At 61.6% G+C, this 26,751-nt stretch carries 23 protein-coding genes and 4 pseudogenes; 15 read left to right on the forward strand and 12 right to left on the reverse strand.

The genetic code is table 11. The features are described from left to right. From DBO86_RS26770 to DBO86_RS15945, 4 genes are all read right to left on the reverse strand, one after another. Positions 1 to 95 (reverse strand): hypothetical protein (locus DBO86_RS26770; protein ID WP_244185501.1); only part of this gene is annotated, 95 nt, incomplete at its 3' end. 146 nt (positions 96 to 241) lie between these two features. Then, positions 242 to 1,849, reverse strand: coding sequence for an ATP-binding protein (locus DBO86_RS15935; RefSeq protein WP_108234237.1), 1,608 nt, complete (start codon positions 1,847 to 1,849; stop codon positions 242 to 244). Between the two features lie 10 nt (positions 1,850 to 1,859). After that, positions 1,860 to 2,615 (reverse strand): winged helix-turn-helix domain-containing protein, encoded by a 756-nt coding sequence (locus DBO86_RS15940; protein ID WP_108234188.1) that lies wholly within the window; start codon positions 2,613 to 2,615, stop codon positions 1,860 to 1,862. A 389-nt stretch (positions 2,616 to 3,004) separates the two neighbouring features. Next, positions 3,005 to 4,435, reverse strand: coding sequence for an IS1182 family transposase (locus DBO86_RS15945; protein ID WP_003291599.1), 1,431 nt, complete (start codon positions 4,433 to 4,435; stop codon positions 3,005 to 3,007). A 624-nt stretch (positions 4,436 to 5,059) separates the two neighbouring features. On the opposite strand from DBO86_RS15945, the gene DBO86_RS15950 reads away from it, so the two are divergent. The 3 genes and pseudogenes from DBO86_RS15950 to DBO86_RS15965 form a co-directional block, all read left to right on the forward strand. Beyond that, positions 5,060 to 7,966 (forward strand): ribonucleoside-diphosphate reductase subunit alpha, encoded by a 2,907-nt coding sequence (locus DBO86_RS15950; RefSeq protein ID WP_108234189.1) that lies wholly within the window; start codon positions 5,060 to 5,062, stop codon positions 7,964 to 7,966. Between the two features lie 458 nt (positions 7,967 to 8,424). Beyond that, positions 8,425 to 9,675 (forward strand): ribonucleotide-diphosphate reductase subunit beta, encoded by a 1,251-nt coding sequence (locus DBO86_RS15955; protein ID WP_108234190.1) that lies wholly within the window; start codon positions 8,425 to 8,427, stop codon positions 9,673 to 9,675. A 379-nt stretch (positions 9,676 to 10,054) separates the two neighbouring features. Continuing rightward, positions 10,055 to 10,441, forward strand: a pseudogene (locus DBO86_RS15965) (NAD(P)H-dependent oxidoreductase); the annotation flags it as partial. Between the two features lie 35 nt (positions 10,442 to 10,476). Here DBO86_RS15965 and DBO86_RS15970 read toward each other — a convergent pair. Further along, positions 10,477 to 11,220, reverse strand: coding sequence for a class I SAM-dependent DNA methyltransferase (locus DBO86_RS15970; RefSeq protein ID WP_108234238.1), 744 nt, complete (start codon positions 11,218 to 11,220; stop codon positions 10,477 to 10,479). Positions 11,221 to 11,504: 284 nt separating this feature from the next. On the opposite strand from DBO86_RS15970, the pseudogene DBO86_RS15975 reads away from it, so the two are divergent. From DBO86_RS15975 to eco, 3 genes and pseudogenes are all read left to right on the forward strand, one after another. Beyond that, positions 11,505 to 11,786, forward strand: a pseudogene (locus tag DBO86_RS15975) (phage infection protein); the annotation flags it as partial. Between the two features lie 214 nt (positions 11,787 to 12,000). After that, positions 12,001 to 12,348, forward strand: coding sequence for a cupin domain-containing protein (locus DBO86_RS15980; RefSeq protein ID WP_108234191.1), 348 nt, complete (start codon positions 12,001 to 12,003; stop codon positions 12,346 to 12,348). Positions 12,349 to 12,482: 134 nt separating this feature from the next. Continuing rightward, positions 12,483 to 12,959, forward strand: coding sequence for a serine protease inhibitor ecotin (eco, locus tag DBO86_RS15985; protein ID WP_003462244.1), 477 nt, complete (start codon positions 12,483 to 12,485; stop codon positions 12,957 to 12,959). 37 nt (positions 12,960 to 12,996) lie between these two features. Here the strand turns inward: eco and DBO86_RS15990 are convergent, their stop codons facing one another. Then, positions 12,997 to 13,410 carry a transcriptional regulator gene (locus DBO86_RS15990; protein WP_003462249.1) on the reverse strand — a complete coding sequence of 138 codons (414 nt, stop codon included), beginning with the start codon at positions 13,408 to 13,410 and terminating at the stop codon, positions 12,997 to 12,999. 118 nt (positions 13,411 to 13,528) lie between these two features. Between DBO86_RS15990 and DBO86_RS15995 the strand changes: the two genes are divergently transcribed. Further along, the gene (locus tag DBO86_RS15995) at positions 13,529 to 13,987 is read left to right on the forward strand and encodes a BRO family protein (protein ID WP_104728070.1); all 459 of its coding nucleotides are present in this window, start codon (positions 13,529 to 13,531) and stop codon (positions 13,985 to 13,987) included. Between the two features lie 45 nt (positions 13,988 to 14,032). Here the strand turns inward: DBO86_RS15995 and DBO86_RS16000 are convergent, their stop codons facing one another. Beyond that, positions 14,033 to 14,677: a YecA/YgfB family protein gene (locus DBO86_RS16000; RefSeq protein WP_108234192.1), complete on the reverse strand. Its 645-nt coding sequence runs from the start codon at positions 14,675 to 14,677 to the stop codon at positions 14,033 to 14,035. Between the two features lie 146 nt (positions 14,678 to 14,823). Here DBO86_RS16000 and DBO86_RS16005 point away from each other — a divergent pair, with 146 nt between their 5' ends. Next, positions 14,824 to 16,833: a peptidase U32 family protein gene (locus DBO86_RS16005; RefSeq protein ID WP_108234193.1), complete on the forward strand. Its 2,010-nt coding sequence runs from the start codon at positions 14,824 to 14,826 to the stop codon at positions 16,831 to 16,833. 119 nt (positions 16,834 to 16,952) lie between these two features. On the opposite strand, the gene DBO86_RS16010 is transcribed toward DBO86_RS16005, so the two are convergent. Continuing rightward, positions 16,953 to 17,261: a putative quinol monooxygenase gene (locus DBO86_RS16010; RefSeq protein ID WP_003462257.1), complete on the reverse strand. Its 309-nt coding sequence runs from the start codon at positions 17,259 to 17,261 to the stop codon at positions 16,953 to 16,955. Positions 17,262 to 17,414: 153 nt separating this feature from the next. Here DBO86_RS16010 and mdaB point away from each other — a divergent pair, with 153 nt between their 5' ends. Next, the gene (gene mdaB, locus DBO86_RS16015) at positions 17,415 to 18,002 is read left to right on the forward strand and encodes an NADPH:quinone oxidoreductase MdaB (protein WP_059391261.1); all 588 of its coding nucleotides are present in this window, start codon (positions 17,415 to 17,417) and stop codon (positions 18,000 to 18,002) included. A 13-nt stretch (positions 18,003 to 18,015) separates the two neighbouring features. Here the strand turns inward: mdaB and DBO86_RS16020 are convergent, their stop codons facing one another. Further along, the gene (locus tag DBO86_RS16020; RefSeq protein WP_003462261.1) at positions 18,016 to 18,873 is read right to left on the reverse strand and encodes a CAP domain-containing protein; all 858 of its coding nucleotides are present in this window, start codon (positions 18,871 to 18,873) and stop codon (positions 18,016 to 18,018) included. A gap of 182 nt (positions 18,874 to 19,055) precedes the next feature. Between DBO86_RS16020 and DBO86_RS16025 the strand changes: the two genes are divergently transcribed. Next, complete coding sequence (locus DBO86_RS16025) at positions 19,056 to 20,099, forward strand: GGDEF domain-containing protein (RefSeq protein WP_104728062.1); 1,044 nt, start codon at positions 19,056 to 19,058, stop codon at positions 20,097 to 20,099. Between the two features lie 11 nt (positions 20,100 to 20,110). Here the strand turns inward: DBO86_RS16025 and DBO86_RS16030 are convergent, their stop codons facing one another. Together DBO86_RS16030 and DBO86_RS16035 are read right to left on the reverse strand one after the other, a co-directional pair. Further along, the gene (locus tag DBO86_RS16030) at positions 20,111 to 20,560 is read right to left on the reverse strand and encodes a hypothetical protein (protein WP_108234194.1); all 450 of its coding nucleotides are present in this window, start codon (positions 20,558 to 20,560) and stop codon (positions 20,111 to 20,113) included. Between the two features lie 135 nt (positions 20,561 to 20,695). Continuing rightward, positions 20,696 to 21,036: pseudogene (locus tag DBO86_RS16035) on the reverse strand (hypothetical protein). 167 nt (positions 21,037 to 21,203) lie between these two features. Here DBO86_RS16035 and DBO86_RS16040 point away from each other — a divergent pair. The 3 genes from DBO86_RS16040 to DBO86_RS16050 all read left to right on the forward strand — a co-directional run bounded on the left by DBO86_RS16040 (position 21,204) and on the right by DBO86_RS16050 (position 23,881). Then, positions 21,204 to 21,485 carry a peptidylprolyl isomerase gene (locus DBO86_RS16040; RefSeq protein ID WP_003462270.1) on the forward strand — a complete coding sequence of 94 codons (282 nt, stop codon included), beginning with the start codon at positions 21,204 to 21,206 and terminating at the stop codon, positions 21,483 to 21,485. Between the two features lie 267 nt (positions 21,486 to 21,752). Next, on the forward strand, positions 21,753 to 23,282 hold the full coding sequence (locus DBO86_RS16045; RefSeq protein WP_108234195.1) for a GGDEF domain-containing protein: 1,530 nt from the start codon (positions 21,753 to 21,755) through the stop codon (positions 23,280 to 23,282). A 59-nt stretch (positions 23,283 to 23,341) separates the two neighbouring features. Beyond that, positions 23,342 to 23,881 (forward strand): DUF1003 domain-containing protein, encoded by a 540-nt coding sequence (locus DBO86_RS16050; protein WP_003462278.1) that lies wholly within the window; start codon positions 23,342 to 23,344, stop codon positions 23,879 to 23,881. A 184-nt stretch (positions 23,882 to 24,065) separates the two neighbouring features. On the opposite strand, the gene DBO86_RS16055 is transcribed toward DBO86_RS16050, so the two are convergent. Next, complete coding sequence (locus tag DBO86_RS16055; protein ID WP_084342018.1) at positions 24,066 to 24,959, reverse strand: EamA family transporter; 894 nt, start codon at positions 24,957 to 24,959, stop codon at positions 24,066 to 24,068. Positions 24,960 to 25,098: 139 nt separating this feature from the next. Between DBO86_RS16055 and DBO86_RS16060 the strand changes: the two are divergent. After that, positions 25,099 to 25,822: pseudogene (locus DBO86_RS16060) on the forward strand (sulfite exporter TauE/SafE family protein). A 120-nt stretch (positions 25,823 to 25,942) separates the two neighbouring features. Beyond that, the gene (locus tag DBO86_RS16065; RefSeq protein WP_003462289.1) at positions 25,943 to 26,644 is read left to right on the forward strand and encodes a YebC/PmpR family DNA-binding transcriptional regulator; all 702 of its coding nucleotides are present in this window, start codon (positions 25,943 to 25,945) and stop codon (positions 26,642 to 26,644) included. The last annotated feature ends 107 nt before the right edge of the window (positions 26,645 to 26,751 follow it).

Consider the following 26,751-nt stretch of genomic DNA (forward strand, 5'->3'; position numbering starts at 1 on the left):
AGTTGCTTGCGGCATTTGACCTGCTCATGGCTGTCGACACCATGAACTTGAAAAACCTGCTTTGCCAAATCCACGCCTATGCGTTTAAGTTTCATGCGGGCTCCCCCTCCGGGATTGTTTGTTTCGTAACCTACAGTCTGGCGCAATGACGCCGTAGGAGGGAGGAGTCCATCTCATTGGGCTACAGCGCAGGCAAAAAATCGGTGCGCACAGCGCACCAGGTCCAACACGCAATCGCGCCTTACTCTCCCTGCTGTCGCGGCCACACCAGGCTGAAACGCGCACCGCCTAGGCCGTCGCTACGGCCGATCTGCGCCCGGCCGCCGTGCCAGTAGATGATCCGGCGCACGATCGACAGGCCCAGGCCATGCCCGCCAGAGGCCCGCGTGCGGCTGTCATCGAGACGCAGGAAGGGACTGAACAGACGCTCCCAGGCCTCTTCCGGTACACCCGGCCCATCGTCCTCGACATCAATGCGGCAACGCTTGTAGCCGACCTGACAGCTGATCAGCACCTTGCCTTCGGCATAGCGCATGGCGTTGCTCACCAGATTCTGCAACGCGCGGTGCAGGTAGCGCGGCTCGGCCTCGACCCAGCAGGCGCCATCCCCCTGCACACTGAGCACCGCGCCACATTCCACACGCACCTTGTTGCTCAGCGGCGCCAGCTCGTCGATCACCTGATCGATCAGCGCCTTGAGCTCCACCTGCTGGAAGTTCAGCGCCGGCGAACCCTGCTCCAGGCGCGCGTAAGTCAGCATCTCGTCGACCAGCTTGTCGAGGTCCTGAATATCGCTGTCCATGCCGTCCATGTACTTGCGACGGGCACTTTCGTTCGGCGCGTCGGCGATCATCTCCAGGCCGAAACGCAGGCGCGCCACCGGCGTGCGCAGCTCGTGGGACACCGCACGCACCAGCTCGCGCTGGGTGCTCAGGGACGTCTGCAGGTGCTCGGCCATGGCATTGAAGCTGCTGGCCAGGCGCCCGACCGAATCCGCGCCGCGCGTCGGCACGCGGGCATCCAGGCGACCGCTGGCGATATGCGTGGCGGCGCTTTCCAGGGCACGCAGGCGCTGCTCCAGCGAACGCACCAGCAGGTAAACGATCAGGCCGATCAGGCTCAGCCCCAACGCGCCGATCAGCACCAGCAGTTGCGGCGGATAGGGGTTCATCTGGTACAGCGGGCCGATTTCCAGCACCCAGGGCGTATCGACGATGCCGGAGAACACGTAGATGGAGTCGCCACCCTTGCCCAGCGCCATCACCGTATCGCCCTCGTCGATGCGGCGACGCTGGTCGAGGTCGAGGGTGGCGTCTTCCAGCCGCACCAGTTGCAGATTGAAGCCGAACTGCTTGGCTGCCTTCAATTCTGCCAGACGCTGCGGCTGCTCATGCACCGGGTAGCGCACCAGCTCATCGATCAGCAGGTAGTTGGTCGCCCGCGCCAACTGCTCGCTGATCTGCTGAATCTCGCCCGTCAGCAGCAGCGGCTGCTTGTCATCGAGCAGGCCATAGACCTTGGCCGAATGCGGGCCAGTCTGCCGCACCAGCACATGACCGCGCTGCAGGCGGTTGCGCTCGCTACTGTCCAGCGGCACGGCGCTCAGCGCCTGCAACTCCAGCGGAATGCCGAGCAGACGCGACCACACCACCAGGGCACGCTTGCGCTCCACCTCGGTCATTGGCAGCAGGTTGTCGGCCATCAGGCGGAAGGTCCCGCGCGCCAGGCCTTCGCGGTATTGATCACCGCGCACCTCGTTGACCAGGTGCAAGGTACCGACGCCCAGCAACGCCACCAGCACCAGCGCGGCGAGCATGCCGCCATAGATACGCAGGAAGATCGAGTTCATGGCCGCCGCATCAACCGCCCAGGCTCGGCGCTGCATCACCCGCCGGCAAGGCTTCGGCGGCTTCGGCGACGAACAGATAGCCCTTGCTGCGCACCGTCTTGATCAGCCGTGGATGCATCGGGTCATCACCGATCTTCGGACGGATACGCGAGATGCGCACGTCGATGGAACGGTCCTGACCGTCATACTCGATACCGCGCAAGGCATTGAAGATTTCCTCGCGCGAGAGGATGCGCCCGGCGTTGGCTGCCAGCAGCCACAGCAGGTCGAACTCGGCACTGGTCAGCTCGATGCCCTGCTCACCCAGCCAGGCCTCACGCATGGCGCTGTCGATGACCAGCGGGCCAAATTGCAAGCGACGCGGCTGACCTTCATCACGCTCGCTGTCGCTGCCCTCACGGCGGCGCAACAATGCACGAATACGCGCCAGCAGCACACGCGGGCGCACCGGCTTGCACACGTAGTCATCAGCGCCCATCTCCAGCCCCAGCACCTGGTCCATGTCTTCGGTACGCGCGGTGAGCATGAGAATCGGCCCCTTGTAACCGCTGCGCACCTTGCGGCAAATGCTCAGGCCATCCTCGCCCGGCAGCATCAGGTCGAGTATCACCAGATCCGGCTGCTCGGCGAGAATCCGCGCCGCCGCACGGGCACCGTCGGCCTCGATGGCCACACGCAGGCCATTGCCTTCAAGATACTCGCGGGTCAGCTGCGCCAGGCGCTGGTCATCCTCGACGATCAGAATCTGCCACCCTTCTTGTTCCACGCCCTCTCCTCTCTGCCTACCGGCAAGCACCGCAAACACGGCCGTCATTCTAGGGGGCACAGGCGCTTGGCGCGAGCAGCAAACCCGTAGCTGCAGCGCACCCGCTGGTCAAGCACAGCACATGCCAAAAGCACTATATATAGTGGTAGTCTGTGCACCGCCAAACAGCTTCGCCAACTCGCGGAAATCCTTCCTCCAGGGGCGACGAACGGTCCAGAGTGTGTAAAAACGCAGCGGAGAAGTGTTGACCGGTAGAGCGGCCACCGAGATACGCTAGAAAGCTGGTCACTGGCCTTCTACGCCATACGTGGGATTCTGAAGCTTCCTGGTCGCATAACTACAAGAAACGGGCTGTACGGGCGCCAGGCGAGCCGAAAAGGCATTTTGCCTTAGGCAGCTATTGCCTCCATCAGCGCTGCGCTACCCATTATCTTGATCACCCGCTTCATGTTGTAGGCGAGCACATGCAAGCTCATTTCAGTGCTGACCCTAGGCAAGGTTCTGGTCAGAAAATGGGTAGCGCCCATCCAGGCTTTGAGCGTTCCAAAGGGGTGCTCAACGGTCTGTTTACGGATACGCATCATCTCGGGGGCCTGATCCAGGCGATGCTGCATACTTTCCAGCACGCTTTCATGCTCCCACCGCCTTACGCGTCGCTGCGTGCTGGGCGTGCATTGCGCTTTCAGCTCGCAGCTCTGGCAATGTGAACTCCAATAAGTGTGGAGTTTCAGCCCCTTTTCAATACTGGCGTACCGCCAAATCAAGCGCTGCCCTGCTGGGCATTTGTACTCGTCGGTTTCGGTGTCGTAAATAAAAGTAGCTTTGTCATATCGCCCATCTGCCTTGGCCCCTGAGGTCATAGGCCTTGGCACGTGTACGGTTATATTCGACTGCTGACAGGCCAATATTTCTTCGCTTTTGAAGTAGCCACGATCGGCCACCACCGATAGTTTTTCTGCCCCCATGGCCTGTTTCGCCAGCTTGGCCATTGGACTTAGTTGGCTTCGGTCACTGCCGTCGTTGGTCACTTCATGAGCCACGATTAAATGGTGCTTTGTATCTACCGCTGTTTGCACGTTATAGCCCACGATGCCCGTGCCTCGGGTCTTCATCGAGCGAGCATCAGGATCGGTCAGCGATATCTGTTTATCCGGCGTCTCATTAAGTCGTACCTCGATTTCCTTGAGCTCTTGCATCTTCATTTTCAACGCAGCTATCTTGCCGTGCAGTCGCTCGGCCTTCAGTTGCGAAACGACAGGCTCCTGACGATCTGCGGTATCGAGTGCGCTCAGGTACTTATTGATACTCGATTCAATTTCTTCCATGCGCCGCTGGAGCTTGGCGCTAGTGAAGTTGCGATCCCGGTTATTGACCGCCTTAAATTTGCTTCCGTCGATTGCAACGAGAGCTTCAGAGAACAAGCCAACCTGCTGGCACAGCACCACAAATTGACGACAAACAGCGCGGATAGCTTTGCCGTTGTCTTTTCGAAAATTGGCGATGGTTTTGAAGTCCGGCATCAAGCGTCCAGTCAGCCACATGAGCTCGACGTTCCGTTGAGCTTCTCGCTCAAGGCGACGGCTGGATTGGATGCGGTTGAGGTAACCGTAGATATAAATTTTGAGCAGGTCAGCAGGATGGTAGGCGGGCCGACCTGTTTCCGCCGGTACGACACCGTCAAAACCCAGCTTGCCTAGGTCGAGCTCAGAGACGAATACATCGACTACCCGCACCGGATTAGTGTCCGACACGTAGTCGTCCAAACTCTCTGGGAGCAAGGTAACTTGAGTCCGATTTTCACCTTGAATGAATCGCCGCACAGGCATCTCCTGCTGAGATGAAGTCTGGTCAAATCATATCAAGATTGGTGCCTGCGTTTTTACACAGTCTGGGTCATTAGCAGCCAGAGCCAGAGACCATGCGGGCTACACCGTTCACACCCACAAGACGCCCACACCTTATCCACAGGCTGCTCTTCTTTCAGCGCCTTGCAATACCTCCAACAGCGCACTATCTTGTACCCCCATCGCACGGCACCCACCAGATATTGGGTCAAAGCTAAAAACCGGACACTACCAGAGCCAATCGTGCAAGCCCTTTCCACAGGGTCTTTCAGAGGCTCCGGCCAAAGGTTTCGACCTGATCCAGGCCTGCCTTGGGTCACAACCACGCGGCAACGCCCGACGTTGCGCGTAAGCCGGTCAGACAGCGGTCTTATCCGCCAGTCGACCACTATATTTAGTAGGCGGGGTGTGGTAATGCCCCGCTGTGACTGATGCGCCAGGACGGCACTTGAAGTCGTGCCCACCCTGCCCGCTCTTGCAACACCCCGTACCCGGCGTCGCTGCCGCGCACGGCCCGAGTTGTTGATGGAATGAATGGCGGACAGAGCACGACAAGCACGCGTGTCGTCCCACCTAAAATTACAGAACACGGAGATCTCCATGCATACCGACACTACTCGCGAGAACCCGCAGGCCGTGGCGCCGCAGGCCGCTGAATCCTCCCAGGATCTGGCTGCCACCGCGCCCGGCCAACTGCGTGTGATCAAGCGCAACGGCACTGTCGTCCCCTACACCGATGACAAGATCACCGTCGCCATCACCAAGGCCTTCCTCGCAGTAGAAGGCGGCACCGCCGCCGCTTCGTCGCGCATCCACGACACCGTCGCGCGCCTGACCGAGCAGGTCACCGCCACCTTCAAGCGTCGCATGCCGTCCGGCGGCACCATTCATATCGAAGAAATCCAGGACCAGGTCGAACTGGCCCTGATGCGTGCCGGCGAGCAGAAAGTCGCCCGTGACTACGTGATCTACCGTGAAGCCCAGGCCAACAAGCGCAAGGCCAGTGCCGGCAGCGACATCGCCCAGCCGCACCCGAGCATCCGCATCACCACCGCCGGCGGTGAACTGCAGCCGCTGGACATGGGCCGTCTGCAGACCATCATCAAAGAAGCCTGCGAAGGCCTGGCCGAGGTCGACAGCGCCCTGATCGAGCGCGAAACCCTGAAGAACCTGTACGACGGCGTGGCCGAGAAGGACGTCAACACCGCTCTGGTGATGACCGCCCGTACCCTGGTCGAGCGTGAGCCGAACTACAGCTACGTCACCGCCCGCCTGCTGATGGACAACATCCGCGCCGAGGCCCTGAGCTTCCTCAACATCACTGCCAGCGCCACTCACCACGAGATGGCCGACCTGTACGCCAAGGCCCTGCCGGCCTACGTGGAAAAAGGCGCCGAGTACGAGCTGCTCGACCCGAAACTCAAAGAGTACGACCTGGAGAAACTGGGCAAGGCGCTGAACCACGAGCGCGACCAGCAGTTCACCTACCTGGGCCTGCAGACCCTGTACGACCGTTACTTCATCCACAAGGACGGCATCCGTTTCGAACTGCCGCAGGTGTTCTTCATGCGCGTGGCCATGGGCCTGGCCATCGAAGAGCCGAAGAACCGCGAAGACCGTGCCATCGAGTTCTACAACCTGCTGTCCTCGTTCGACTACATGGCGTCGACCCCGACCCTGTTCAACGCCGGCACCCTGCGTCCGCAGCTGTCGTCGTGCTACCTGACCACCGTGCCGGACGACCTGTCGGGCATCTATGGCGCCATCCACGACAACGCCATGTTGTCGAAATTCGCCGGCGGTCTGGGTAACGACTGGACGCCGGTGCGCGCGCTGGGCTCCTACATCAAGGGCACCAACGGCAAATCCCAGGGCGTCGTGCCATTCCTGAAAGTGGTCAACGACACCGCCGTGGCGGTCAACCAGGGCGGCAAGCGCAAGGGCGCGGTCTGCGCCTACCTGGAAACCTGGCACATGGACATCGAGGAATTCCTCGAGCTGCGCAAGAACACCGGTGACGACCGTCGTCGTACCCACGACATGAATACCGCCAACTGGATTCCGGATCTGTTCATGAAGCGCGTCTTCGAAGACGGCAAGTGGACCCTGTTCAGCCCGTCCGAAGTACCGGACCTGCACGACCTCACCGGCAAGGCCTTTGAAGAGCGCTACGAGTACTACGAAGCCCTGATCGAGTACGGCAAGATCAAGCTGTACAAGACCATCCAGGCCAAAGACCTGTGGCGCAAGATGCTCTCGATGCTGTTCGAGACCGGCCACCCATGGCTGACCTTCAAGGACCCGTGCAACCTGCGCAGCCCGCAGCAGCACGTGGGCGTGGTACACAGCTCCAACCTGTGCACCGAGATCACCCTGAACACCAACAAGGACGAGATCGCCGTCTGCAACCTGGGTTCGGTCAACCTGGTCAACCACATCAATGACGGCAAGCTGGACACCGAGAAACTCAGCCGCACCGTGAAGACCGCGGTGCGCATGCTCGATAACGTCATCGACATCAACTACTACAGCGTGCCGCAGGCGAAGAACTCCAACCTCAAGCACCGTCCGGTCGGCCTCGGCCTGATGGGCTTCCAGGACGCCCTGTACCTGCAGCACATCGCCTACGGCTCCGACGCTGCCGTCGAGTTCGCCGACAAGTCGATGGAAGCCATCAGCTACTACGCCATCCAGGCCTCCTGTGACCTGGCCGAAGAGCGCGGCGCCTACAGCACCTTCGAAGGCTCGCTGTGGAGCAAGGGCATCCTGCCGCTGGATTCGCAGCAGATTCTGATCGAGTCCCGTGGCCAGAAGTACATCGACGTCGACCTCTCCGAGTCGCTGGACTGGGCGCCGATTCGCGAGCGCGTGAAGAAAGGTATTCGTAACTCGAACATCATGGCCATCGCGCCGACCGCGACCATCTCCAACATCATTGGCGTGTCGCAGTCCATCGAGCCGACCTACCAGAACCTGTACGTGAAATCGAACCTCTCCGGCGAATTCACCGTGATCAACCCCTACCTGGTGCGCGACCTGAAAAACCGCGGCCTGTGGGACAGCGTCATGGTCAACGACCTGAAGTACTACGACGGCTCCGTGCAGCAAATCGAGCGCATCCCGCAGGACCTGAAAGACCTGTACGCCACCGCCTTCGAAGTGGAAACCAAGTGGATCGTCGACGCTGCCAGCCGTCGCCAGAAGTGGATCGACCAGGCTCAGTCGCTGAACCTGTACATCGCCGGCGCTTCGGGCAAGAAGCTGGACGTGACCTACCGCATGGCCTGGTACCGTGGTCTGAAAACCACCTACTACCTCCGCGCCCTGGCCGCCACCAGCACCGAGAAGTCCACCATCAACACCGGCAAGCTCAACGCAGTTTCCGCTGGTGGTGACGAAGGCTTCTCGGCCAAGGCCCAGGCGCCTGCCCAGCAGGCCGCCCCGGCCCCGGCGCCAGTACCAAAGGCCTGTGCCATCGACGAACCAGACTGCGAAGCCTGTCAGTGAAGGCTTTCGCGTGGATCTGAGCGGCGCCCGCGTCGTTGCCAGGTAGGCCGGCCCCCATCACGTACTGAAGTACGCTCAGGGGCTCCGACCTACCAGGCGCCTAGCGCTCACTCGCTCAGCTACACGCTCGAAGGTTGGATGAAAAGCTAGAGCAACACACCGATCGATCCCCTCTCCCGCTTGCGGGAGAGGGTTAGGGAGAGGGCAAGCGGTTCGGCTTGTATATGTGGGAGGGGCTTTAGCCGCGACCCAAAGCCCGAGCAGAACCGCCAACCCTCCCCCCAAAATTCCCGCCCCTCCCCCGGGTCGAGGGGCAACGGTCAGCCAGCAATCCACCGCCTGCTGACCAGTGGTACCCGTTTTACCCTTGCGCGCATCACGCAACGGAACATAATTCAAATTATCTGTATATCCATACAGGCCGGTTTATTCGCCGGCCCTCACGCAGGAGCCAAGCCATGCTGAGCTGGGATGAATTCGACAAGGAAGACGGCGCAGAAGCAGCCGCCGCAAGCAATGCCAACGCACAGAGCGCCGGCACCAACTTCGACAAGCTCGACAGCGAAGCTGCCGGCTCGGTCGAGCAGGCCCGCGCCGTCGCCGCCAACGACTCCGAGGCCGTGGCCCGCGCCAAGAAAGCCCTGAACGACCTCGACATCCAGGAAGGCCTGGACGACCTCGAAGGCGCCTCCGCGCGCGTACAGGTCGGCGACAAGCAGATGATCAACGCCCGCGCCGACCTCAACCAGCTCGTACCCTTCAAGTACGACTGGGCCTGGCAGAAGTATCTGGATGGTTGCGCCAACCACTGGATGCCGCAGGAAGTGAACATGAACGCCGACATCGCGCTGTGGAAGAGCACCGACGGTCTCTCCGAAGACGAGCGCCGCATCGTCATGCGCAACCTCGGCTTCTTCTCCACCGCCGACAGCCTGGTTGCCAACAACCTGGTGCTGGCCGTGTACCGCCTGATCACCAACCCCGAGTGCCGCCAGTACATCCTGCGCCAGGCCTTCGAGGAAGCGATCCACACCCACGCCTACCAGTACTGCATCGAATCGCTGGGCATGGATGAAGGCGAGATCTTCAACATGTACCACGAGATCCCGAGCGTCGCGAAGAAAGCCTCCTGGGGCCTGAAGTACACCCGCTCGATCTCCGATCCCAAGTTCGAAACCGGCACCCCGGAAACCGACCGTCAGTTCCTGCGTAACCTGATCGCCTACTACTGCGTACTGGAAGGCATCTTCTTCTACTGCGGCTTCACCCAGATCCTCTCAATGGGCCGCCGCAACAAGATGACCGGCACTGCCGAGCAGTTCCAGTACATCCTGCGTGACGAGTCCATGCACCTGAACTTCGGCATCGACGTGATCAACCAGATCAAGATCGAAAACCCGCACCTGTGGGATGCCCAGATGAAGGACGAAGCGACCCAGATGATCCTGCAGGGCACCCAGCTGGAGATCGAATACGCGCGTGACACCATGCCACGCGGCGTACTGGGCATGAACGCAGCGATGATGGAGGACTACCTCAAATTCATCGCCAACCGCCGCCTGACCCAGATCGGCCTGAAGGAAGAGTACCCGGGCACCACCAACCCCTTCCCGTGGATGAGCGAGATCATGGATCTGAAGAAGGAGAAGAATTTCTTCGAGACCCGTGTGATCGAGTATCAGACTGGTGGGGCGTTGAGCTGGGATTGATTCCTGGGTCCAGTCCGTTAGGACAGATTAGAAAGCGCTTTGCCTGAGAATGGATGTTCGGGGTAGCGAGAGAAACTAAAAGCCCCGCCTAGTGCCTAGCCGTTGGGGAAATCTGTTGAAAGATTTCCCGATGGCCTGCGGTTATGGGCCCTGGACGCAAAAATCCCCAGCAGAGATATTTTCTGCTGGGGATTTCTGTTTTTTGGCTTTCAGATCATGACGTTAGCGATCTTCATCAACAGATTAAGCCAGCGCCTTGGCCTAGTGCGGGGCTTTTTTATAGAGGGCTTCACACATTGTTGCAGTACCAACAGAAGCGGTGGTTTTCAAGTACTGCGACTGACGGTCAAGAAGCGAATGCGTGCAACGCTACTGGCCATTCGGCATGCCCGCCGCGCTCAAGGCGTGGATCGACCAGGTGGTGCGCCCCGGCCGCACAGTGGACGTGGATGAAAGCAACCCGCTCGATCCCTATGCACCCAGGCTGGCCGACCGGCCGCGCCATGCGGTGATCCTCACGGCCCGCGGCGGCGTCGGTTTCGATGTGGGCGGAGAGATGGCGCATATGAACCATCTGGAGCCGAACCTGATCACTGCGCTCGGCTTCATCGGCATCACCCGCGTGCACCAGATTGCCATCGAAGGTCAGGAAGTCGGCGGTGAACTGCTTGCCGAGTCCGTCAAACAAGCCTTGGGCAAGGTCGATGCGCTGGTGGCCGAGCTGCAGCGTTCATTGCAAGCCGAGCGCGTCGAAGAGCCGGCGTGAGGCAATGGCCAGGCCGAGGATGACGCTGCCTCGCCTCAGCGCTTGGTGCAGGCAAACAGCGCGTTGCCGGAGCTGCCATCCCACAGCGCCAGGCGCTGATAGTCGTGCTCCAGCACCTGCACCTCGAAGTACGGCGCCAGCAGGCTCTGTAGCTCGGCGAAGTTCACCGCCACCATCGGGTGTTCGTCGTGCCAGACCTCGGTCTGTTCGGCGAGGGTGCGTTCGATGCGCAGGCGCAGAGCCTGCTGTTCGCCTTCACCGCGGTAGTACCAGCCGGAGCTGAAGCGGAACTGCCCTTCAGCATGCCCTGCGCAGTGGGAAACGAACGAGGCATTGTCGATGCGCAGCTTGTCCACCGCGTTGAAGCAGAACACCCCACCCGGAGCCAGGGCGCCGTGCACGCTGGCGATGCAGGCCTTGAGCCGTTCGATGCTGGCGCTGTAGTGGATGGAGTAGAGAAAGCAGGTGATCAGGTCCAGCGGCTCGTCGACCTGAAAACCGCACATGTCCTGCCGGGCAAAGCGTGCCTCGGGGCAGCGCTGGGCGGCGCGGTCGAGCATCGGCTGGTTGATGTCCAGGCCGCTGCTGGAGTAGCCGGCATCGAGAAAATGGCGCACATGCGGACCGGTGCCACAGGCCAGATCGAGGTGGCGCTTGCCGCCGTTGCCGAACAGTTGTTGCAAGCGGTGTACGCAATGACTCTGGGCGGCGTAGTCGATGTCCGCGCACATCAGATCGTAGTAACCCGACAGATCGGTATAGAGGGCATTGCCGGACATGATGACAGGGGCGCGAGGACGAAGGGCGCGCATCATAGCTCAGGCCACGAATGGGCAGAATCACTATCGCTGCTGTCGACATGCCAGCAGTCTGGTCGAGCCCGACGCTCACCATGAGAGGGCCCCAGCGACGCTCATGAAACAGCTGGAAGCCTTCTATAACTGGGCTTTCGCCAGCTATCACCGGCATCGATGTTCACCATCATGCCAATGAAGTTCTCTGAAAAAATCCAGTGCGTAAGATCTGCTCCATACCCAACCACAACCCCCTGGAGCACCACATCATGAAACGCCAACTCATCCTCAGCTTTGCTTTCTCCGTACTGGCAGCCAACGTATTTGCCGCTTCTTCCGCTCAACCTGTAGTCGCCGAAGGTGGCTCCGATCGTCTGATCGAAAACCGCGTTGCCGAAGGTGGTTCCGACCGCCTGATCGAGAACCGCGTCGCCGAAGGTGGCTCCGATCGCCTGATCGAGAACCGCGTCGCCGAAGGTGGCTCCGATCGCCTGATCGAGAACCGCGTCGCTGAGGGTGGCTCCGATCGCCTTATCGAAAACCGCACCGCCTGATACCTTCCTGATGAACTGATCGAGAACGTCGTATGACTCGATGGAACGCGCAGCCCCACAAGGCCGGCCTGATAAGCCGGCCTTGGTTTTTTCAGCGCTAGAAAGTCTCGCGCACTGCGCGAATGAGCAGCCCCGTGTCGACCCCAGACAATCGACCGCCCTGCCCCCGCTCTATGGTGAACGCCCCTTTGATCACTCACCGGAGCGCCCCATGGCCAACAAACCGATCACCGTTCTGCGCGATACTCAACCGATGCCCGTCGTCGATGCCTGCAAGTGGGAGCGCATCGAAGGTGACCCGCACACCGTCAACCTCAATGCCTACACCTCCGAAGACGGCAGCAAGATCATGGGCACCTGGATCTGCACGCCCGGCAAATGGCGCGTGGAGTACCTGAAGTGGGAGTACTGCCACTTCCAGGAAGGCTACTGCATCATCACCCCGGACGGCATGGAGCCGATTCACCTTAAAGTTGGCGACATCTTCGTGGTCGAGCCCGGCATGAAAGGCACCTGGGAAGTGGTGGAAACGGTGCGTAAGTACTTCGTGTTCGCCTGACGCTGAGCTGACAGCAGCGCACCGGCTTGAAAAGCGCAGGAACTTGGCCTATTCACAACGGTCAGTGCTGCGCCGCCGACCTGGCGGTTCCCTCATCACGGACGGCCCAAAAGGCCTTTCAGCAAGGAATCATCATGAACCGACTCAAACTGCCGCTGCTCTCCCTCGCCTGCGCCCTGCCGCTGGTCGCCTGCGCCGCCACCCCGGAGGCGCTCAAGCCCTACCCCGCCGCTGCCGACGGCTACAGCCGCCATGTGATCGAGCTGCCGGCGCAAAGCAATGAAGCCGAGCACAAGGTTGAGATCATCGCCGGCAAGACCCTGGAAGTGGATTGCAACCAGCAACGCCTGGGCGGTCAGTGGCAGGAAAAGACCGTGGAAGGCTGGGGCTACAGCTACTACGAGCTGGGCCAGGTCGGCCCGGCCATGAGTACGCTGATGGCCTGCCCGGACGGCAGCCGCAAGCAGGCCTTCGTGCGCGTTGGCGGTGAGCCGCAACTGGTGCGCTACAACAGCAAGCTGCCACTGGTGATCTACGCGCCGAAGGATGTCGAAGTGCGCTACCGCGTGTGGTCTGCAGCGGCCGAAACCAGCACCGCACCGCGTCAGTAACGCCGGCTGACACACTCTGAGCCAAGTGGGTGCATGTTCAGTGCTCGCTGGGCTTCTTCTCGGCCTTGGCTACAACAGCCAAGGCCATCACCACTTCGCGTGCCACCTTGCGCTGCGCAGCAGGCAGAGCCAGAAAGGCCTCGATCACCTCGCGTTCCTGATAGAACTTGGGATCTTCCCAACGGCCACGCTGCTCGCGTACCGCAGCACCGGCCTGTGCGCCAAAGCGCAGTACCTGCGGTTCGATACGCAGCCACTCGGCAAGCACCTGCAATTTGTCCTGCGACGGTATCGCCTCGCCACGCAACCAGCGGGAAACCGCCTGGAAGGTCACGGAACGGCCCCAGTAACGCGAATTGAACTCGCGCTCGAGCACGGCGGGGCGATCTGGATATCCAGCCGCAATCATGGCGCTACGCAGGCGCTGGGCGAATTCGGTTTTTTCGGTCATGGACGCGGACGTTAAATTCCGCTTCCATGCTTGATTGAACAGTCAGTTGTATATTAAATGAAATTCATGGTTTCATCGCATTCAACAGGCCGTTGTTTCATGCACTAGGGAGGGCGCCATGACCAGTCCGATCAACCCCGTCTTCGAAGACATTCGTCTCACCGTGCAGCGCGCCGCCGACGGCCGTTTCTGGTTCGTCGCGCAGACCGTTTGCCAGGCCCTGGAACTGGCCGACGAACAAGCCGCCCTGCTGCTTCACTGTCGACCGGAGGGCATCCTCTTCGGCAACGAGGAAACGCCTCAAGCCATGATCGACCTGGAGAACCTGCTACGCCTGAGCCTGAGCAGCACCAGCCCACGCGCTGAACGTCTGCGCAGCTGGCTATGCCAAGTCCTGCTGCCGCACCTGTTCAGCAGCTCCAGCCTGCCCAGCTATCGACAGCTGAGCACGGCAAACAAACGCCTGCGCGTACTCAAGTGGCACGACGACTGGTGGATGTCGATGAATGACGTGATGCAGGTTTTCGGCACCCGGCCGGAGCTGCTGGCGATGAGCGAGGACCCGTGCTGCAGTTGAGCACGACGCCGGGGCTCGCTCGCCAGGCATGCTGACAGCGACCGGTCAGCGCATGCAGCACTGCTTGTATTTCTTGCCGCTGCCGCAGCTGCACGGGTCGTTGCGCCCGATCTTGGCGTCATCACGGCGTACCGGCAGCAGCGGGTCCAGGTTCTGCTGCCAGTACTCGTAAAGCTCGACGGCGGCCGGCTCCAGCATCGCTGTGCTGGCTTCGTATTCGGCATCGGTCATGGCCTTGAGCGTCTCGCTGCCGCTTTCATCGCCATGCAGGGTGATCAGCGCCAGAGCTGCCGCCACCGACTCCGGCAGCGATGCATCGAGCCAGCCGGCGACTGCGGCGCCGCGCAGGTAACCCGCGCACCATTCGGAGACGATCAGCTTCTCGCCCTTGCCGTTGTTGTCGGCCAGGAAGATCGCTTCGTAGTCGTCCGGCTCTTCGGCAAGCATGTAGGCGGCTTCGCTCATCAGCTCGACGGCCAGCTTCATGAAGCGCTCACCATCCTTGTCGCTCGGCCATTGCGGCGGCTGGTCGGCCCAGATCGCCGAATACCAGACGACAGGCGCGACCTGGCGCGGGCTGGAGACGATGGCGGCGAAATAACCGTCTAGCTCGCTGGCGGACAGGATCGAGTCATCGTTACCGTACTTGAGCAGCCACTGATCGAGCTTCTCCAACCCTCTGTTGTCCATCGCCACGCCTCCGCCTGAAAAAGGCCGCTACTGTACCGCCATCGGTGCGTATTACCAGCCGTCCGGCATCTGACGAGTGCCCACAGGCCATCAGCCCGGTACAATGCGCGCCTTGCCCGTGTGCCAGCCTGATAAAAGAAAACACCATGTCCTTGCCCAAGAACCACCTGGAACTGCTCAGCCCTGCGCGTGACGTCGAGATCGCCCGCGAGGCCATTCTGCATGGCGCCGACGCCGTCTATATCGGCGGCCCGAGCTTCGGCGCGCGGCACAATGCCTGCAACGAAGTGAGCGATATCGCCAGACTGGTGGAGTTCGCCCGCCACTATCACGCGCGGGTGTTCACCACGATCAACACCATCCTGCATGACGATGAGCTGGAGCCGGCGCGCACGCTGATCCACCAGCTCTACGACGCGGGCGTGGATGCGCTGATCGTGCAGGACATGGGGGTGATGGAGCTGGATATTCCGCCCATCGAGCTGCATGCCAGCACCCAGACCGATATCCGTACCCTTGAACGGGCCAAGTTTCTCGACCAGGCCGGCTTCTCCCAGCTGGTGCTGGCGCGCGAGCTGAACCTGCAGGAAATCCGCCAGATTGCCGATGCCACAGACGCGTCCATCGAGTTCTTCATCCACGGCGCGCTGTGCGTGGCCTTCTCCGGCCAGTGCAACATCTCCCACGCGCAGACCGGGCGCAGCGCCAACCGCGGCGACTGCTCGCAGGCCTGCCGCCTGCCCTACACCCTCAAGGATGAACAAGGCGGCGTGATCGCCTACGAGAAACACCTGCTGTCGATGAAGGACAACAACCAGAGCGCCAACCTGCGCGCCCTGGTCGAGGCTGGCGTGCGCTCGTTCAAGATCGAGGGCCGCTACAAGGATGTGGCCTACGTGAAGAACATCACCGCCCACTACCGCCGCGAGCTCGACGCCATTCTCGAGAATCGCCCGGACCTGGCCCGCGCCTCCAGCGGCCGCACCGCGCACTTCTTCGTGCCCGACCCGGACAAGACCTTCCACCGTGGCAGCACCGATTACTTCGTCACCGAGCGCAAGGTGGACATCGGCGCCTTCGACTCGCCGACCTTCACTGGCCTGCTGGTCGGCAGCGTGGAGAAGGTCAACAAGCGCGACCTGATCGCCGTCACCCATGAACCGCTGTCCAACGGCGACGGCCTCAACGTGCTGGTCAAACGCGAGGTGGTCGGCTTCCGCGCCAACATCGCCGAGTTGAAAGGTGAGTTCGAGGAAGACGGCGAGAAGCGCTACCGCTACCGCGTCGAGCCCAACGAGATGCCCGAGGGCATGTTCCGCTTGCGCCCGAATCATCCGCTTTCGCGCAACCTCGACCACAACTGGCAGCAGGCGCTGCAACGCACCAGCGCCGAACGTCGTATCGGCGTGAGCTGGAAGGCCGAGCTGCTTGAAGACGCCCTCAAGCTCACCGCCACCAGCGAAGAAGACATCAGCGTCGACGTCGCCCTGCCCGGCCCGTTCGGTGTCGCCAACAAGCCGGAACAGGCGCTCGATGGCCTGCGCGACCTGCTCACCCAGCTAGGCACCACCATCTACCATGCCCAGAGCGTGACGCTGGATGCGCCGCAAGCGTTCTTCGTGCCCAACTCGCAACTCAAGGCGCTGCGCCGCGAGGCCATCGAGGCGCTGACCGCAGCGCGCGTGGCCGCCCATCCGCGTGGTAGCCGCAAGGCCGAGACCGAGCCGGCGCCGGTGTACCCGGAGTCGCACCTGTCGTTCCTCTACAACGTCTACAACCAGAAGGCGCGCGACTTCTACCATCGCCATGGCGTGCAGCTGATCGACGCCGCCTACGAGGCCCACGAGGAAACCGGCGAAGTGCCGGTGATGATCACCAAGCACTGCCTGCGCTTCTCCTTCAACCTGTGCCCGAAGCAGGCCAAGGGCGTCACCGGCGTGCGCACCAAGGTGGCGCCAATGCAGCTGGTACACGGCGATGAAGTGCTGACCCTGAAGTTCGACTGCAAGCCGTGCGAGATGCACGTGATCGGCAAGATGAAGGGCCATATCCTCGATCTGCCGCAGCCGGGCAGCGCCGCGACCCAGGTGGTCGGCCACATCAGCCCGGACGACCTGCTCAAGACCATTCGCCAGAAGCCGGGCTATAGCCACTGAGCCCAGCCTCGCCAGTTCCCGGTAGCCCGGGTGCAATCCGGGGCATGCGCCTGTATGTCCCGGATTGCATCCGGACTACCACAACAATCGCCAGCAAGCTGGCTCCTACGGATCGCGAACTAGGCCCGCGCGGCACTCGCCGGGCTAAGCATCTCGATCTCGCGAATCTCGAAATCACGACGCAGATAGTCCATGCGCTGGTCATGGAACTTGCGCATGTGCGGCAGTGCCGTGTGTTCGGCCAGCGCCTCCGGCGACGCCCAGACCTCGTAGAAGATGAACAGGGTCGGGTCCTGGGCGTCACGCAGCATGTGATATTCGACGCAACCGGGTTCGGCGCGGCTGGGTTCGACGTAAGCACGGAACAGTTGCTCGAAGGCCTCGGCCTGCTCGGATCTGGTGTGCGCGTGAAGGATGAAGCCGTACATGGATGCAAGCGCCTCGATGCGGGAAGATGCCTCACCTTAACGCAGCATTCGGCGATATTTTCATGACTTTCAGTCAACAATTATTTGATCACTTCGGGGTGTTTCGCACGCGCAGGGCCCGATAACCTGCCGCCACATTTTTGGAGAACCCCCATGAAAAAGATCCTCCTGCTCAACGGCGGCAAAGCGTTCGCCCACTCCCACGGCCAGTACAACAGCACCCTGCACGACGCGGCGGTGGCCTTCCTCGACCGCGCCGGCTTCGACGTCAAGACCACCTTCATCGACGGCGGCTACGACGTGGAAGAAGAAGTACAGAAATTCCTCTGGGCCGATGTGGTGATCTACCAGATGCCCGGCTGGTGGATGGGCGCACCCTGGACGGTGAAGAAGTATCTGGACGAGGTGTTCACCGCCGGCCACGGCAGCCTGTATGCCAACGACGGCCGTACCCGCTCCGATGCATCGCAGAAGTACGGCAGCGGCGGGCTGATTCAGGGCAAGCAGTACATGCTGTCACTGACCTGGAACGCCCCGGTGCAGGCCTTCGAGGACCCGACCGATTTCTTCGAAGGCAAAGGCGTGGACGCGGTGTACTTCCCCTTCCACAAGGCCAACGAGTTCCTGGGCATGACTGGTCTGCCCACCTTCATCTGCAACGACGTGATGAAGGTGCCGAACATCGAGCACGACGTGGCACGCTACGAGCAGCACCTGGCCCAGGTGTTCGGCGTCAACTGAAGCCGGCGCTCACTCATTGCCCGCCGAACAACGCCGTCCAGTAGATGCCGGCATCGCTCTGCGGGTCGTTGGCGTAGGCTGCGCCTAGCTCGCTGAACTCCGGGTTCATGATGTTGGCGCAGTGCCCGGAGCTGGCCAGCCAGCCCTCGACCACCTTGGCGGTGGTATCCAGCGCCGCGGCGATGTTCTCGCCGACCTTGGTACCGCTGTACCCCGCCAGTTCCGCGCGGTCACCCGGCGTCAGGCCGTCACGCCCTTGATGGGAGAAGAAGTTGCCGTTGGCCATGGCTCGGCTGTGGCTCTCGGCGGCGCTCCCCAGTTCGGCATTCCATACCAGCGGCGCGGTGGCAGCGAAGTGCTGGTCACCGCATTGGCGTGCCTCGGCGCGGGCAGAGTTGATCAGCAAGAGCAGACTTTCCCCCTCGGTCTGCCAGGTTTGCAGGCGCCCACTGAGCAGCGGCCGTGCCAGCACGATGCGCCAGTCGCGATCCTGCTGGCTGACGCCGATGTCGATGAATTGCGGATCGAGCAGCACGCGGCAGAAACTCTCGCTCAATGCCTGCATGGCTGCCTGCGCATTGCGCGGGCCGGAGAGGGTGATGGCCTGTACGTTAACCAACGGGTAACCAGCCGCGCTCAGCGAATCCTGCAGATCCGCGGTGCCGTTGGCAGGCAGGATCAGGCGTGGATCGTTGGTCAACGGCGGCAGTGGCTCGGAGGCCTGAACGCCACAGCGCTGCACCTCGCTACGATAGCTGTTGATCATCTCGATCAGCGCAAGGTCCTCAGCGGCCTGGGCCGCGCCGCAAATGCCCATCAGCAGCAGCGCCAGCAGGCAGCGTTGCCACCCCCATTTGTCCATTGTTGTCATACCGCCCTCTCCCAACTAACGTCGTGATTCTGACGCAATTTCCGGCGCAGGATCATGGCCGGTTTCCTGATCCCATCGAACGCCCGCGTACACTGGGATCGCGGCCGAACGGCAGGGTTCCTGCATGACGCCCTCTGCCGTCATCGAACAATTTACGCATTTGTCTCTCCCGCTCGAGAACACTGCTACCCGGTTACTTCGCCAAGAACGAACAACATCGCCGCCTGGTCCTCAAAGCCTTGCTATGGATCACCTTGAGCGGCGGTTTGTTCTTCTCGGTCGTCAATCTGTTGCACGACAACTGGCTGCTGGCCGGCCTGGAGATCGGCTATGCCGCGGTGTCGCTGTATCTGCTGACCATCATCGATAAAACACGCAACCTGCAGCTATTGACCGCAATTTACCTGCTGCCGTTCTTCAGCATCATGATTGTGGCGCTGTCTCAGACCACCACTACCTTCGCGGTGTTCGCCTGGATCCAGACAATTCCGATCATCTGCTATCTATTACTGGGGTTGCGCCTGGGGATGTACGGCTCGATCGTGTTCGTCGGTGTCGGCCTGTTCGTCTTCAGTCAGCGGTTTTCGTCCGATGAATTGCTGCAAAACGTCGAGATCATCGCCAATCTCGGCCTCGCCAGCTTGGCGGTGATGATTTTCGCGCACATCTACGAGCGCAGCCGCCTGCTCAATGAGCAGCGCCTGACCGAGCAGGCGACCACCGGCTCTCTGACCAGCCTGCCAAACCGCCTGAAGCTGGCCGAGGTATTCGAGCGTGAGCGTGCCCATGCGTTGCGCAATGGCACGCCGCTTTCGCTGGTATTCGTCGATATCGGCCACTTCAAGCAGATCAACGACCGCTTTGGCCACGAAGTCGGTGACCGTGCCCTGGTTCACTTCGCCAAGGTGCTGGCGCAGCGTTTACGGGTCAATGATCTGTTCTGCCGCCTGGGCGGTGAGGAATTTGCGGTGCTGCTGCCAGGCAGCAAGGCAGCGCAAGCTCGGGAAATCGCCAAAAGCCTGCGCGAACGCCTGGTTGCGCAATCGCTGACGGTGGATGAAACCACGCTGCACATGACGTTGAGCGCTGGCGTGGCCTGTTTCGGGGTAGATGGGCAATCACTGGACGAGCTGATGCTGGCGGCAGACAGGCGCACCTACGCGGCCAAGCGCGCCGGGCGTAACCGGGTGATCACCCGAGAGGACGTAGAACCCATTCTGGGCTGAACGGCTGCGGATCAGACGTAGATGCTGACTCCGCCCTTTTCCTGCAGCCACTGGCGGTAGGTTTCCAGCGAGTCGGTCTGCTGGTCGTCGTTGTAACCGGCGATGCGCACGCTGCCATCCATGCCGGCATCCACCATCTTCTGCACCTGCGCCAGCAGCTTGGCGGCATCGTCGCGATCGAGCTGCGTCACATCCGGCAATTGAATCACCGAAGGCCTAGTCGGCTGACTGTCACCACTGCGCTGCACGGTATTGCTGGGCTGCGCTGCGCCGCCATTCATCGCGCGTAGTAGTCCACCCTCACTGCGCGCCACCACCTGTTTGGCAAAACGCCGCAAGTCGGCAACTGGATCCTGACTGGCCTGACCGTTGGCTTCGCCGCTGGTCGCAGTCGAGCGATTGTTGAGCTGGCTACCGTAGTAGCTGAGCATGGCAGGCGTGCTGTTGTTGATACTGGTCATGAGGCCTCCGCGAAATCCGTTCGCCTGATGCATAGCAGATTCCGGGCCAGCCGCTGCAGACCAGTAAATACGAGGCTTTCATACGACGTCGCGGCATGGACTTGCCACCCCGAGGCAAGGGTTTGCCAATAGCGGTCAACCCAATAGATCGACCATTACCGCGTTGCTGTAGATCAGGCAGCCATCTTCGGCGCTGTAGCCGACCAGATGAAACTGGCCACGCCCCTCTTCGCCGCCAATGTAGACGCGCCATTTGCATTCACTCAGTGGGCCGAAGCCCTCCGACATGACCAGCTCCAACGTCGCATGTCTGCGTCGATCATCGCGTCCCGGACGCCGCTGCGCTGCAGTTGCTCCTCAGCCTGCTCCAGGCGCAAGTGCTCCGACTCGCTGACATAGAACTGCAGAATGCCGATAGGGATGGATTTGCTGTCATTGTCGGCCTTGCGCCAACCGTCGATGCTCAGGGTGTTCATCCGCAAGTCTCCTCAGTGAAGCCTGAGTTCAGGGCAGATGCCCACTTACAGAAGATGGGACAAGCCAGACGCCGAAACGGCTCCTGACAGGTGGACGAACGGCCGACCGTTTGCTTGTCGAGGCGATTGCGCTAGGCTCTGCACCTTCATTGATAGGAGGTACTCCCATGGCCCGCGCCACTGCCCGCCACATCCTGGTTGCCAGCGAAGACAAGTGCAACGAACTGAAAGCCGCCATCGAAGGTGGGGCCGACTTCGCCCAACTGGCCAAAGACAACTCCTCTTGCCCGTCCGGCCGCAGCGGCGGCGATCTGGGCTCGTTCGGCCCGGGCCAGATGGTCAAGGAATTCGATACCGTGGTCTTCAGCGCGCCGGTCGGCGTGGTGCAAGGCCCGGTCAAGACCCAGTTCGGTTATCACCTGCTGGAAGTCACCAGCCGTCAGGACTGATTCTCTCGCAATGGAAAAGCCACCCGCCGGTTAATGCTGATCAGTTAAGCGCCGACTGCCTACGATCAGTCCCCTCGCCCCTCTGGCGAGGCACGTTCGGAGAGGGGTAGATGGCCGTTTCGCGGTATTTCGGCCCTCTCCCCCAGCCCCTCTCCCGTAAACGGGGGAGGGGAGCCAAACGCGTACAGCCTTAACTGACTGGAATTAACCCGCCGGTGGTTTTTCCGTTGCCCACGCTATTCAGTCCCACGGCAGGGCTCTGGCTTTATGAAACGCGGTACCCGGCTCACCTTTATCCTGCTGGTATTCATATGCCTGTCGCTGGCATTGCTGACGGCCTGGCAAATCTGGTTCTCCCGCGAGCGTGCCCTGCATCAGGTGAACGTGGCCAATCTCAACCTGGCGCGTGCCCTGGACAATTACAGCGAAGGGGTGATTCGCCAATCCGAGCTGATATTGGTGGAGCTGGCAGAACGCCTGGAGCAGGAAGGCAAGGGTCGGGCACATCTTGATCGCCTGCAGCAGGTCGTGCAGGAACAGAGCCGGGTGTTCAAGCTGGCCAGCACCATCATCATCTACAACGCCAAGGGTGACCGCCTGCTGGTATCGCGGGGCGATATCAATGCGCGCCCGAACGCCGCCGATCGTGCGTTCTTCATCCATCATCGCGACAATCCCTCGCCCGAGACGTTCATCGGCCCGACCATCAAGAGCCGCCTGGCGGACGGGTGGATATTCACCGTCAGCCGGCGCCTGAACGATACCGACGGCAATTTCTCCGGCGTGGTGGCCATCACGTTGAGCGTGGAGCATTTCCTCCAGCTGTTCGGCAGCCTCGATCTGGGCCAGCAAGGCACGATGAGCCTCTCAACCAGTGATGGCACCCTGCTGGTTCGCCAACCTTTCCGTGAACAGGATGTGGGCCTGGATTGGTCGAGCTCGCCGATCTTTCAGATAGTACGCGCACAGCAACAGGCCACGACCACAGAGGTCTCCAGCATCGATGGCATCGAGCGCCTGTGCGCGTTCCGCCATAACAGCAACCTCCCGCTGATCACCGGGGTCGCGCTGGGCCGCGATGAGGCGCTAACGGCCTGGCGCCGTGATGCACGACTGTTCGCCACGGTGGTTCTGATCCTGCTGCTCGCCGTCGCCATCATCGGCCAGCGGCTACTTGTCGACATGCACCGTCGCTCGCGCGCCGAGCGCCAACTGCTCAGCGCCCGGGAAGAACTGCTCGACGCCAATGCCCGCCTGGAAATACTGGCTTCGCAGGACGCCCTGACCGGCCTGGCCAACCGCCGCAGCTTCGACCAGGCGCTGGAAGTGGAAATTCGCCGTGCGCAGCGCCAGGGTTCAGACCTTACCCTGATGCTGCTCGATATCGACCACTTCAAGCGCTACAACGATCACTACGGCCACCTGGCAGGTGACGAATGCCTGCGCAGCGTCGCCGACCTGCTCCAGCGCTGCATGCGTCGCCCCGGCGACCTGGCGGCACGCTACGGCGGCGAAGAGCTGGCCGTGATTCTGCCGAACACCAGTAGCGAGGGCGCCGAAGCCATCGCTCTCGCGTTCATGGCAAACCTGCAACGCAGCGCACTGCCGCATGAGAACAGTCCATTCCAGAGAATTACGGTGAGTATCGGCCTGGCCAGCCTGAGCCCCGGCCACCAGGACAGCGCCACAAGCGCCCTGAGCCTGATCGACGCAGCGGACCAGGCGCTGTATCGGGCCAAGGCCAATGGTCGCAACCGCCTGGAAAGTGCAACACGCCAGGATGCAGCGGACAGGTGACAAGTCGGCCGGAGCGATTCAGCATCCCTGCTACTGTCAGCCATAAATGAGCAGTCACGATGAGCAACGACACCTCGCACCCGCTGCAAAAACTCGCCCAGACCCTGCTCGGCAAAGCCCCCCACGAACTGGAGCCGGAAGAAAGCCATGTGCTCGAACGAATCCGCCAGCGCCGCCCCATCAGCCGCGACGCTGCCGATGCGTCGGATGAGCAGTCGAGCTTCGGCGAACGGCTTTCGGACAGGGTCGCCGCCGTCGGCGGTTCCTGGACCTTCATCATCTGTTTTTCGCTGACCATGCTCGGCTGGATGCTGATCAACACCGACGTGCTCTCGCACTTCGGCATGGCCTTCGACCCTTACCCCTACATCTTTCTCAACCTGATGCTGTCGACCCTGGCCGCCATCCAGGCGCCGATCATCATGATGAGCCAGAACCGCCAGGCGGCGAAGGATCGCCTGGCAGCACGCCTGGACTTCGAGGTGAACCTGCGCGCCGAACTGGAAATCATGCGCCTGCACGAGAAGATCGACCAACGCATCCAGCAACGCCTGGATCAGATCCTCGAACGCCTGCCGGAGCAGCCTCCGCAAGCCTAATGTTGATTCCGTAAACACCGCCCTCAGCGCTATAAGTCCGTAGGAGCCGGCTTGCCGGCGATGCCTTGTGTAAGTAGGCTGCATACACCGGATCGCCAGCAAGCTGGCTCCTACACACTCATCTTCTTCGCTTAACTCACTGGCATGCGACAGAATCTGTCGTATCGTACCCGCCACAAGCGTGTCAAACAGCCCCTGGAGCCCGTTGCCGCCAGCTATCGAGCAAGCGCCCGCCCCAGACGTTGATCAGCAGACCGGCCATGACCAGCGCCGCACCGACCATCTGCAATCCGCCGAGACGTTCGCCCAGCAGCAGCGCCGAGGAGCTGATACCCACCACCGGCACCAACAGCGAAAACGGCGCCACCTGGCTGGCCGGGTAAAGCGACAGCAGACGACTCCAGAGCCCGTAACCGAGAATGGTGGCACCGAATGCCAGGTAAGCCAGTACCAGCAGCGAGTCCAGGCTGAGACTACGCAGCGACTGGCTGATCAGTTCCGGGCCTTCCAGCCACAGCGATAACGCCAGAAACGGCAGCGGCGGGATCAGGCTGCCCCAGACCACCAGGCCGACCAGATTGACCTTGCCCAGCTTGCGTGTGACCACGTTGCCCAGCGCCCACATCGAGGCAGCGGCGATGGTCAGGGCAAAGCCGGCCAGGGTCATCGCCTGCCCGCCCTGCAGACCGATCAACACCAAGCCGCTGGCCGCCACCAGCAGGCCGAACAGGTTGCTGCCGCGCAGCCGCTCGCCGAGAAACAGCGCAGCGAAAAACAGAGTGAAGAACGCCTGCGACTGCAGCACCAGCGACGCCAGGCCAGCCGGCATGCCGACATACATGGCGTAGAAGAGAAAGGCGAACTGCCCCACTGAAATGGTCATGCCATAGGCCAGCATCCAGCGCAGCGGCACCTGCGGCCGGCGCACGAAGAGGATCGCCGGAAACGCCGCGAGCATGAAACGCAGAGCGCCCATCAGCATCGGCGGCATGCCGTGCAGGCCGACCTTGATCACCACGAAGTTCAGCCCCCAGACGATGATCACCAGCAGCGCCAGCAGCAGATCCTTGGGCGTCATGAGCACAAACCTCGAATTGAGTGAGCCGGCATTAGAACAGCCTCACCCCGCAGCAGACAGACACAGAGGCCGAGGAAAAAAGCCACACAGCCACTGCCGGCTGCTAACCTGCGCGCTTCTGTAGTGGCACGCCAAACCCATGACTCTGCACGATTTCCTTCTGTTCGCCTTGCCTGCAGTGTTTCTCACCGGGCTGTCCAAGGGTGGCTTCGGTGGCGCTCTGGGCGGCATCGCCGTGCCGTTGCTGGCACTGGCCACGTCGCCGAAACAGGCGGTGGCGGTGATGTTGCCAATTCTCTGCCTGGCCGATGTGGTGGGCCTCAAGGCCTACTGGGGCAAGTGGGATGTGGCCAATCTCAAGGTCATGTTGCCGGGCGCGGTCATCGGCATCGCCATCGGCTCGATGACTTTCGGTTTGTTCGACGAACGCGCCATCGGCCTGCTGATCGGCGCCATCGCCATTATCTTCGTCGGGCTCGGCCCGGTAGTTGGCAACCAGGCACCTCGCCCGCTGCATAAAGGACGCGGCACACTGCTGTCGAGCCTGGCCGGCTTCACCAGTTTCGTCGCCCACGCCGGTGATGATGCACCTGCTGCCGCAGCAACTGGAAAAGGTGCGTTTCGTCGCCACCATCAACCTGTTCTTCCTGCTGACCAACGCGGCGAAGCTGTTTCCCTACGCGGCGCTGGGTCAGTTCACCCAGGAAAACCTGCTGCTCAGTCTGATGCTCGCTCCCATCGTGCCACTGGGCGTGTGGAGCGGCCTGTGGCTCCAATCGCGGGTCAACCACCTGTGGTTCTACCGCATCGCCCGGCTGGGCATTCTGCTGGCGGGCGTACAGTTGATCTGGCGCTACCTCTGAGTCCGCCGGCTGAAATTGCAGGTGCCGATAGCCGCGCAAGGCACTAGAATCCGCAGCCTATCCGATCGTCAGGCGTACCAGGGCCTGACGCCGACTCACTTCTCGGCCAGGAGACCCCAGATGGGCGCCCAGTGGAAAGCCAAACCCAAAGAAGCAGCCGCCAATGCCCGAGGCAAGATCTTCGGCAAGCTGGTGAAGGAAATCATGCTCGCCGCGCGTAACGGCGCCGACCCGGACATGAACCCCAAGCTGCGCCTGGCCGTGCACCAGGCCAAGAAAGCCTCTATGCCCAAGGACACCCTGGAGCGTGCCATCAAGAAAGGTGCGGGCCTTTCCGGTGAAGTAATCAACTACGAGCGCACCCAGTACGAGGGCTTCGCCCCGCATCAGGTGCCGGTGATCGTCGAGTGCCTGACCGACAACGTCAACCGCACCGTCGCCGAGATTCGCGTGCTGTTCCGCAAGGGCCAGCTCGGCGCTTCCGGCTCGGTCAGCTGGGACTTCGACCACGTTGGCCTGATCGAAGCCACTACCGAAGAAGGCGCTGACCCGGAGCTGGCGGCCATCGAAGCCGGCGCCCAGGACTTCGTGCCCGATGACGAGGGCTCGACCCTGTTCATCACCGACCCGACCGACCTCGACGCCGTGTGCAAGGCACTGCCGGAACAGGGTTTCACCGTCAACTCGGCCAAGCTCGGCTACCGCCCGAAAAACCCGGTAAACAGCCTGACGCCGGAGCAGATGGAAGAAGTCGAAGCCTTCCTCGAGGCCATCGATGGCCACGACGACGTGCAGAACGTCTATGTCGGCCTCGCTGGCTGATGTTCGCTGGGCGCCCTGAACCGGCGCCCACGTCAGGCAAGGCTTCAGCCCCTGTAGGAGCCCCGCCCCGGGGCGAAGCTTTGCAACTTGCGTTGCGCAGTTTCGCC

This window comes from Ectopseudomonas oleovorans (assembly GCF_003052605.1).
GTDB classification, from domain to species: domain Bacteria; phylum Pseudomonadota; class Gammaproteobacteria; order Pseudomonadales; family Pseudomonadaceae; genus Aquipseudomonas; species Aquipseudomonas oleovorans_A.